We start from the raw sequence: 301 nt of genomic DNA, 5'->3' as shown, positions 1-301 counted from the left end.
GGCTGCGCGGGATCGGCAGCGCGTCGGTCTGCTCGGCGGCGATGTCTTCCGGCAGCTCCAGGTGTACCGCGCCCGGCTTTTCTTCTTCGGCCAGGCGGAAGGCTTCGCGCATGCGGGCCGGGATGTTGTCGGCCGAGGCGAACTGGTGGGTGTACTTGGTGATGGGGTCCATCATGCCGCACACGTCAATGATCTGGAAGCGACCCTGCTTGGACTTCTTGATCGGCTTCTGCCCGGTGATCATCATCATCGGCATGCCGCCCAGGTAGGCGTAGGCGCTGGCGGTCACCAGGTTGGTGGC

The 301-nt window shown here is 65.1% G+C and carries 1 pseudogene; it reads right to left on the bottom strand.

The features are described 5' to 3' along the window. Positions 1-301, bottom strand: a pseudogene (locus ACF8GF_RS15425) (acetolactate synthase large subunit); the annotation flags it as partial.

The sequence above is a fragment of the Pseudomonas sp. yb_5 genome (assembly GCF_043103865.1).
GTDB lineage: Bacteria > Pseudomonadota > Gammaproteobacteria > Pseudomonadales > Pseudomonadaceae > Aquipseudomonas > Aquipseudomonas putida_Y.
This window is presented reverse-complemented; position numbering and strand designations above follow the sequence as displayed.